Source organism: Streptomyces sp. NPDC046308, from assembly GCF_055588065.1.
Genome location: NZ_JBVJFB010000001.1, coordinates 754,419 through 763,398 on the forward strand (window position 1 = coordinate 754,419; position 8,980 = coordinate 763,398).

7 protein-coding genes are annotated in these 8,980 nt (G+C 72.0%); 1 reads left to right on the forward strand and 6 read right to left on the reverse strand.

Annotation, left to right across the window (positions count from 1 at the left end; translation table 11 throughout):
• Positions 1–71: 71 nt before the first annotated feature.
• The 6 genes from ACZ6JT_RS03395 to ACZ6JT_RS03420 all read right to left on the reverse strand — a co-directional run bounded on the left by ACZ6JT_RS03395 (position 72) and on the right by ACZ6JT_RS03420 (position 8,245).
• Positions 72–1,538, reverse strand: coding sequence for an aminotransferase class I/II-fold pyridoxal phosphate-dependent enzyme (locus ACZ6JT_RS03395; protein WP_469206706.1), 1,467 nt, complete (start codon positions 1,536–1,538; stop codon positions 72–74).
• 42 nt (positions 1,539–1,580) lie between these two features.
• Positions 1,581–3,617 (reverse strand): S9 family peptidase, encoded by a 2,037-nt coding sequence (locus ACZ6JT_RS03400; RefSeq protein ID WP_469206708.1) that lies wholly within the window; start codon positions 3,615–3,617, stop codon positions 1,581–1,583.
• A 166-nt stretch (positions 3,618–3,783) separates the two neighbouring features.
• Positions 3,784–5,565, reverse strand: a complete 1,782-nt coding sequence (locus ACZ6JT_RS03405; RefSeq protein ID WP_469206710.1) for an N-acetylglutaminylglutamine amidotransferase — start codon at positions 5,563–5,565, stop codon at positions 3,784–3,786.
• 409 nt (positions 5,566–5,974) lie between these two features.
• Entirely contained in the window at positions 5,975–6,370 is a 396-nt protein-coding gene (locus ACZ6JT_RS03410) for an ATP-binding protein (RefSeq protein ID WP_469206712.1), read from the reverse strand.
• A 225-nt stretch (positions 6,371–6,595) separates the two neighbouring features.
• Positions 6,596–6,859, reverse strand: a complete 264-nt coding sequence (locus ACZ6JT_RS03415; RefSeq protein WP_469208158.1) for a DUF5133 domain-containing protein — start codon at positions 6,857–6,859, stop codon at positions 6,596–6,598.
• Between the two features lie 114 nt (positions 6,860–6,973).
• Entirely contained in the window at positions 6,974–8,245 is a 1,272-nt protein-coding gene (locus tag ACZ6JT_RS03420) for a PP2C family protein-serine/threonine phosphatase (RefSeq protein WP_469208160.1), read from the reverse strand.
• Positions 8,246–8,586: 341 nt separating this feature from the next.
• Here ACZ6JT_RS03420 and ACZ6JT_RS03425 point away from each other — a divergent pair, with 341 nt between their 5' ends.
• On the forward strand, positions 8,587–8,865 hold the full coding sequence (locus ACZ6JT_RS03425) for a GlsB/YeaQ/YmgE family stress response membrane protein (RefSeq protein WP_469206714.1): 279 nt from the start codon (positions 8,587–8,589) through the stop codon (positions 8,863–8,865).
• The last annotated feature ends 115 nt before the right edge of the window (positions 8,866–8,980 follow it).

Consider the following 8,980-nt stretch of genomic DNA (forward strand, 5'->3'; position numbering starts at 1 on the left):
GCGGAAAGCTGCGTGAGGCTCACGCTCAGGCTGCCCGAACGGCACCCGTCCACCGGGGCCGCCTGCGACGCTCACTCTTCGCGCAGCACGCGGACGCTCGTGACCTCCGTGTCGACCGCGTCCGGCACGACCATGCCCGCCTCCACCCCGCTCCGCAGGTAGCGCAGAACGTCCTTGGTGAGGCGCTCGCCGGGCAGGGCCGCCGGGATGCCGGGCGGGTACGGGGTCAGCATCTCGGCCGCGATCCGCCCGTCCGCCTCCTGCCAGGGCACCTGCTCCGTCCGGCCGAAGAAGGCGTCGCGGGGCAGCGCCGCCTGCTCCAGCCTCAGCCCCGACGGCGGCGGGACCTTCACGGGCTGTCCGGTCCGAAGGTCCGCGGCATGCGCGGCCAGGTCGGTCAGGGCCGTCAGAAGCAGCTCCACCGTGTCGCCGTCGTCGGCGTGGGTGAGTTGTGCGCTGATGCGGCGGTGGTCGGCGATGTGGAGGTTGATGCCGTGCTGGGCCCGCAGCCAGTCGGCGGCGCGGTAGCCGGTGACCTCCCACGCGCTGATGTCGACGATGATCTGAAGGGGGTCCATGTCCGCCGCCCGGCCCGGCCCGCAGAAGTCCTCGCGGCCGTGCACGTGCATGCCGTCGATGCGGGAAATCCGCTCGCGGGTCTTCTGGGCGAGGGTGAGTGCGTGGTCGTAGAGCGCCTCACCCTGCTCGACCATCTGCCGGCGCCAGCCGTCCAGCGCCGCGTAGACGAGGCACGAGGGGCTGGTGGTCCCCAGCAGGTCCTCACGGCTCTTGAGCACCTCCGGGGCGACCAGGTCGCCCTGGAGGTGGAAGACGGAGCTCTGTTCGAGGCCGGAGCCCATCTTGTGCACGGAGGTGACACACACGTCGGCGCCGGCGTCCATGGCCCAGGTGGGCAGGTCCGGGTGGAAGGGCAGGTGGGCACCCCATGCCTCGTCGACGATCAGGGGCCGGCCCCGGCGGTGGCAGACCTCGGCGATGGCGGCCAGGTCCGAGCAGGTGCCGTAGGGGGTCGGGGTGGTCACGAGTGCGCCACGGGCGTCGGGGTGCTCGGCGAAGGCCGCCTCGAACGCCTCGGCTGTCGGCGGATGGGCGAGGTGGCGCTCCGCGTCCCACTGCGGATCCACCCAGATGGGCCGTATGCCGGAGAGGACCAGGCCTGACACCACGGATTTGTGCGCGTCCCGGCCGACCAGCAGCTTCTCGTGCGGTCCGGCGACCGACAGCATGGCCGACTTCACCGACAGGGAACTGCCGCAGGTGGAGAAGAACGCATGGTCCGCTCCGACGGCGTCCGCCATCAGCGCCTGTGCTTCCTCCAGGACGCCGTGGGACGACGTACGGTCGTCCAGGCCGCTGGTGGCGAGGACATCGGACCGGAACACCGCTTCGCCGAGCACGGCCCGCACCCTTGGGTCGGCCCCCCGCCCCTGCTTGTGCCCCGGGGGCGTGAACGGGGTCTGCCCGCTTTCGTGGTAGGCGGCCAACGCATCGAGTACCGGCGCTTTCGACTGGTCCATGCCGCGCGCCTGCCCCGAGACCGTCGGCGAAAACGGACCTCTTCACGGGGCCGGACGGAGATGCCGCTCCAGCCAGTCCGCGGCAGCGCGCCGGTAGAGTCGCCGGTTGTCCGCCCGCAGGAATTCGTGGCCCTCGTTGCGCAGCGTCAGCTGTCGTGCCGGCACGCCGCGGTCGCGTGCCGCGCGGACGAACTGCTCCGACTCCGTCGGCGGCACGTTGGTGTCGTGCTCCCCGTGGACGGCCAGCACGGGGGCGCGGAGTTGGTCGATGCGGCTCATCGGGGAAAGGGACCGCAGCAGTTCCCGGTCATGTTCGGGGTGCCCGTACTTGGCGGCGGCGGACTGCGCGATCCACGGCTCGGTTCCGGCGAAGAAGGTGGCGAAGTCCGACATCCCGCAGACCGCGACCCCCGCGCGGAAGAGGTCCGGATGCCACACGAGGGAGGCCATGGTGAGGTAGCCGCCGTACGAGCGGCCCATCACCCCCAGCCTCAGGGGGTCGGCGTAGCCGAGCGAGACCACGTGGGCCGCACAGTCCGCGACGTCGTCGATCGCCGCGAACCGGCCGGCGCCGAGGTCGGCGTCCACGAAGGAGCGGCCCCAGCCGGACGAGCCGCGGACGTCGGGGGCGAACACGTCCAGGCCCCTCCCGAGGAGTTCGTGGTAGAGCGGATTGAACACGGGTCGTTCCTGTTCCTCCGGTCCGCCGTGGAGGTGGATGACGCACGGGGCCGGGCGGCCCGCGTCCTGCTCCGGCGCCCGGTAGTACCAGCCACCGAGTACGAGCCCGTCCCGGGCCTCACACCGCAGGGGCACCGGGCGTACGGGAGGCCGCCCCGGCGGGACCGCGTCCTCGTCGCGCGCCGACCAGCCGGTGCGGGCGGCGACGAGAGCCTCGTCCAGTTCCCAGATGCCCGGCCTGCGCCGGGAGCCCGAGAGGGCTGCGAACAGGCCCCCGCGCTCCACGGGCGCGATCCGGGTCACCACCTCGTGGGGCAGGACGGGATGGTGGCGCGGTCCGATGTCACCGTCCGTCAGGCCGGGGGCGAGGCCGACGCTTTCCAGCTCGGTGGCGCCGTGCGCGTTCCAGGCGAGCACGGCCCACTGGCCGTGGTGGGGCACGCTCAGCAGATCCAGGGCGGAGCCCTCCCGCTCGGCGGCGACGGACAGTCCCCTGGACCTGCCCTCCTCGTCCAGACGTACCTTCAGCAGGGCCGCGAACTCCCGTTCCGCGTCGCTGCGCAGCCAGAGCGTCCGCGCGTCGGCGGAGAACCGGCCGATCCAGGGGTCGCCGTCGGCGACGTGCAGGTCGAAGGTGGTGCGGCCCGCGGCGACGTCGAGTACGAGGGCCTCCCGACGGCCGCGCGGACCGCGGCGGACGAGTGCGAAGCGGCCGTCCGCGCTCATGTCGCACACCCGGAGGGAGGCGGCTCCCTCCTCGCTGAACAGCAGGACCGGTGCGGTGGCCGCGTCCGGGTCGACCAGGTAGGTCGCCAGCCCGCCTCTGCGGGCCGGGCCGAGGGCCGGGCCGTCGCGTTCGGACGGCGCCGCTCCCAGTGCCTTGCCGCCGGCCGGCGACGCACCTTCCGCTTCGGACGGCAGGTGTCCCGGTCCGGCGTGCTCCGAGCGCACCGGGGACGGATGGGCCACCGTGACGGCGAGGGCGGTGCCGTCACGCGTCCAGCACCCGAGGTGGGCCGAACTCCCCGGCTCCGCGCCCGCGAGGACCTGGCGTCCGGTGCCGTCCGGGCGCACCACCAGAACCCGGGTGTGCTCACCGCCCCCCGGCGCCGAGGTGTAGGCGATCCAGCGGCCGTCCGGCGACCACGACACCTCGGTCACCGGGTCGGGGTCGCCGTCCAGGACGTGCACCTCCGTCTCCCGGGCGGGCCCGCTCCACAGTTGGGGGACCCCGGCCCGGTCGCAGATGAACGCCACGTGCTCGCCCGTCGGGTCGGCGGACGGGTACCAGCATCCGTGGGCGGGCAGCAGGGTCGGCGGGTCGACGCCCACATGGGCGGGCATCGCGACCGGCGCGGGGGCCGGGGCCGGGGCCAGTACCGGGTCCGGGGTGGGCACCGGGTCCGGGTCCGGTACCGGGGTCGGGGCCGGGTCCGGCGGGCGAGCTCCGGCAACGGGGGGAACGGCTGCCCCACGGGGCGCTCCGTGCGCGGGCCTCAGGGGTGTCGTGTGCTCCAGGGGCATGGGCCGCCTCTCCCGGGCTTCCGCTTCAGGCGTCGGCCGCTCACTTGATTCCGTGCGTCTGCAGCCAGATTTCCAACGACGCCACCTGCCAGAGGGTGTTGGCCCCGCGTTTGGTCCGATGGCGGTTGGGCGCCTCGAGCAGCTCGTGGACCAGGCGCTGGTCGAAGATTCCGCGCCGGCGTGCTTCCGGGGCCGTGAGGGCGTGGCGTACGCGGGCGAGCACGGGTTCTGCCATGTGCCGGACCGCGGGGACCGGGAAGTAGCCCTTCGGGCGGTCGACCACTTCAAGGGGCAGGATCTTGCGTCCGATGTCCTTGAGCACGGCCTTGCCGCCCTGTGCGAGTTTGAGCTGCGGAGGGCAGGCCGCGGCCAGTTCGACGAGCTCGTGGTCCAGGAAAGGCACCCTGGCCTCCAGGCCCCAGGCCATCGTCATGTTGTCGACCCGTTTGACGGGGTCGTCGGCCATGAGCGCGTGGACGTCCATGCGGAGGGTCGCGTCGAGGGCGGTCGTGGCTCCCGGCGCGGCCATGTGCGCCCGGACGAACTCCATCGAGGCGTCGTGGTCGGCGGTGAAGCCGGGGTGCAGCATGGCGGTGAGTTCGGCGTGCGTCCGGTCGAAGTACGCGTCCGCGTACGCGCCCTCGGCCTCCGCCCGGGCGGCCGCGGCGATCTGCGGGTACCAGTGGTAGCCGGCGAACACCTCGTCCGCGCCCTGTCCGCAGAGGACGACCTTGACCTCCTTGGAGACCTGTTCGGACAGCAGGTGGAACGCGACCGCGTCGTGGCTCACCATCGGCTCGCTCATGGCGCCGATCGCGGCTTCCAGCGCGGACGGCAGCCGGTCGGAGGGGATCATGAGCTGGTGGTGTTCCGTGGAGAACCGTCGCGCGATCAGGTCCGAATACCGGAACTCGTCCCCGTCCTCCCCGTTCTCCGCCTCGAAGCCCATCGCGAAGGTCGCCATGTCCTCCTGCCCCGCCTCGGCGAGCAGCGCCACGATCAGGCTGGAGTCCAGCCCGCCCGACAGGAGCACGCCCACGGGGACGTCCGCGACCGTGCGCCGCCGCACCGCCGTGCGCAGCGCGTCGTGCACCGCCTCCTGCCAGAGCGCCGGGTCCTCGCCGAGCTCGGAGTGCCGGGTGTACGACGGCTGCCAGTAGCAGTGGTCGCGGTGCGTACCGTCCCGCTCGACGATACGGACGGTGGCCGGCGGGAGCTTCCGTACTCCGTTCAGGACGGTGCGGGGCGCCGGGACCGTGCCGTGCCAGCTCAGGTACTGGTGCAGTGCCGCCGGGTCGAGGGAAGTGTCGACACCTCCGCCCGCCAGCAGTGCGGGCAGGGTGGAAGCGAAGCGCAGCCGGTCGCCGTCCTGCGTGACGTACAGGGGTTTGATCCCCAACCGGTCACGCCCGAGTACGACGCGGCCGGTGTGGTGCTCGACCACGGCGAAGGCGAACATGCCGATGAGGGCTTCGACGCACTCCGGGCCCCACTCGGCGTAGGCCTTGACGACCACCTCGGTGTCGGAGCGGGAGAAGAAGCGGTGCCCGAGCCCTTCCAGGCGGTCGCGCAGCTCGCGGTAGTTGTAGACACAACCGTTGAAGACCGCGGTGAGTCCCAGCTGCGCATCGGTCATGGGCTGGGAGCCCCGCTCCGAAAGATCGATGATCTTCAGACGCCGGTGCCCGAGCGCCACAGCGCCCTGCGACCACATCCCCCTGCCGTCCGGCCCCCTGGCCTTCAAGGCGTCGGTCATGCGTTCGACAGCGGCCAGGTCCGGTCTTCGGCTGTCGAAACGCATCTCCCCGCTCAACCCGCACACGGGGAACCCCCCACATGTACGGCGCCCCGGGGGCTGCGCCTCCGGAGGGCCTCGCTCGTCGAGGAGCATCTGGTCACGTACGCCATCACTACACTCCCGGGTCACTTCGGCCGACGATGGGGAGTCGGCCCGAACAGGCAATCGACATAGGAGGCGCCTGCCCACCCGCGCGCGCCTTAAGCGGTCGCTCTCCGGCGCCGGTCCCACGACCCGCGCCGGCGGAGGTGGACGGAGAGGACGACCAGGGCGGCGCCCCGCCAGGAGCTCGGACTGCCATTCTGCCGGGCGCGGCTCCAGAAGTCCGGCAGGCTCGGGTACGCGCCCCGTCCCCCGGGGCCTGGAGCTGCCGCAGCCGCCGCCCCAGGGCTCATTGGCCGTGCGGGCTGAGAACCCGTTGACCCCACCCGCCCTACCAGGGGGCGCGGGCGCAGATGGTCTTGCCGCCGTCGAGGGTGGGTTCGATGTGTACGTCGGTGGTGAGGTGGTTGATCAGTTGCCATCCCCATCCGCCGGTTCCGTCGAGGTGGGGCGGGCGCGGCTCGGGCGGGTCGGGACTGGTGTCGGTGACGCGGATGTCGATGTGGTCGCCGTCCAGTTCCAGGTGGAGCGATGCGGGCCCACGGGTGTGGCGCATGGCGTTGGCGACCAGCTCCCCGACGACCAGGAGCACGGCGTCGCCGCTCCCCGGTTCGGCGGGCGGACGGATGCGCGCGGCATGGTGGAGGAAGGCTCGGGTGGCGTCGCGCGCCGTTGTGGTGGGCTGCCCGCTGCGGGGCAGGGACCGATCAAGGACGGGTGCGTCCATACGTCCTCCTTCCGCCGGGCTCTACGTCGCACCTGCCCGGTACGGGGAGAACAAATCCGGCGAAAGCCCCCGGCGATGCTTCTTGGGCCAGGCGTCGGCTCAGAGGCCGAACGCGGCAGCTTCGCGGGAGGGGGCCGAAGGCGCCGTCCGACCGCCCCGCCGCCCGCGCCGCAGTGCCGTACCGGCCCGACCGGGGCCGGTACGGCACGGCACGGCGCGGGCGGACTAGCCCGCCGCAGCGCTCGAGGTCCGACTGTCCTGTGCCGCCGTCTCCGGGTCGTACCCGTCGCCGAGCCATGCCGTGTGCAGCCGCTCCCGCGCCACCGCCAGCGCTGCGTCTATGTCACGTGTCCCGGTCGACACGCACAGCGTGTAGATCACGTCCTCCATCTGCTGCCGTACGGGCCCGTGCGGACCCGCCGCGGCCCGGAGCTCCGACTCCCTCTCGTACTCCTCCACCAGACGTGTCAGCACCGCGGGGTGAGTCATCAGCACGATCTCGCTCCTTCACACACGTCTCAGTCACCGGCAGCCGGCGGCCGCCCAGGCGTCGCCTGCCCCGGCACTGGCGTCCCATGCGCCCCAGGCACCGTCGCGAAACCCTCAGTGACGACCGGCTGCGTCCTCCGGTGTGGCTGCGCCGGGACCGGTCGGCGGAAGTCCGGCAAGGGCCGCGGCCCGCACGGTCGGCTGCGGGTGGGGACCGAGCCATTCGCAGAACAGCACGGTGGCGTCGTCCTGGAGGTGGCCGTCGTGGTGTTCGAGAACGGCGTGTATGAGGCGGCGCAGGGTTTCGGGGACGGGCAGGCCGGCAGCATGGTGGCGGGTGAGGAAGTCGGCGAAGCGGGGCAGGCCGAATTCCTCGTTGCCGGCCCGGCGGGCCTCGGTGATGCCGTCCGTGTAGAGCACCAGACGGTCACCGGGTTCCAACTGGTCCCGGCACAGGAGGGCGGGAAGGCCGAGAGCGGTGCCCATGGGGTGGGCGGGCGGGCAGTCCAGCAACGTGACCCAGCGGCCGCCGCGAATGACCAGCGGGGGGTGATGACCGCGATTGACCCACGTCAGGGCCCCGTTGCGGGTATCGAGGTCGGCGAGGATACCGGTCACATAGCGGGTCCGACCGTACTGTCCGATCAGAACCTCCTCGATCCTCTCGCTCGTCTCCACCAGCCCGGCGCCTGCGCGCCGCGTATTGCGGCAGGCGCCCATCGCCAGGTTGGCGGTGAGTCCGGCGGCCGTGTCGTGCCCCATCGCGTCGAACAGCGACAGGTGCACCACGTGTCCCGCGATCGCGTAGTCGTACGCGTCACCGCTGATCTGGTACGCCGGCTCCATCGCTGCGGAGATCATCACGCGGCCGTCCGCGTACGTGGGCGGCGGCATCAGGTGCCACTGCATCTCCGCCGCGACGTTGAGCGGCTTGACCCGCGTCAACCGGGCGTAGGAGTCACTGCTGCGCCGCTTGCTGTCGAGGATCAGGGCGATCAGCGCGGACAGCAGCTCCATGTCCTCCATGGCCCGCTGATCGCCGTGGACGGTGGTGATCCGCAGGACGCCCAGACGTTCGGTACCGTCCAGCAGCGGCACCCACCAGTGGATCCCCGCCCCACCCGTCTCGGCGCCGGCCACGATCTGCCCGTACTGGAAGGCGCGCCCCGCCACGGTGCCCTCGATCTTCAGCTCCGTCTCCTCCCCCACCGCGCCCTGCCCGGCGTCCAGGCCCTGCCCGGTCAGCAGGCGCAGCACGTCACCCTGAAGATCGGCCACGTAGATGAGTACCTGGGTGAAACCGACCTCGGCCGCGTGTTCGGCCGCCTTCGCCGGAAGGAGTTCCAACGGCATCAGGTGGCTCGCCGCGAGCAGGCTCCCCAGCATGCGCCGCCCTTGTGTGTCCCGGTACCGGTCGTCCACTGCATCACCCTTCGTCCTCGCCTCGTGCCGGCAGACTGCCGATGCCGATGCGCAGGTGCTTGCACCTCCACTCTCCTCTTGCGCAGCTCGGAGAGACAGGCCGGCCGTAGCCATCGGGGGCCGCATACTCCCCAGTCTCTGTCATTCGGGGCGACGCCGCCGAAGGGGCGCGTCGGCGGGTCCACCACCGTCGTGCTCGAGCCGCGGCCGCCGGGGCCCGCGGCGCGCTGCGCACGTTTGAAAGCGCGACCCGCGTGAAGAAGCGACGTGACCCCGACCTCATCTCACGGAGCAGGAGACGCACCATGGGCATCATTGCGTGGATTCTCATCGGTCTGTTCGCCGGCCTCATCGCCAAGGCGATCATGCCGGGCAAGGACCCGGGCGGCATCATCGTCACCATGCTCATCGGCATCGCCGGCGGCCTCCTCGGCGGCTGGCTCGGCAAGGTCATCTTCGGTGTCGATTCCATCGACGGCTTCTTCGACCTTTCCACCTGGATCGCCGCCATCATCGGTTCTGTCATACTCCTGGCCCTGTACCGCCTGGCCAGCGGTGGCCGGCGCTCTCACCGGCATGCCTGATGCCTGGCTGGGGGGGGGGGGGGAGGAGGGGGGGGGAGGGGGGGGGGGGGGGGGAGGACCCCCCCTCCTCTTGGCCACTTCAGGACAAACAGACAGGGAGGGTGACCAAAGCCAG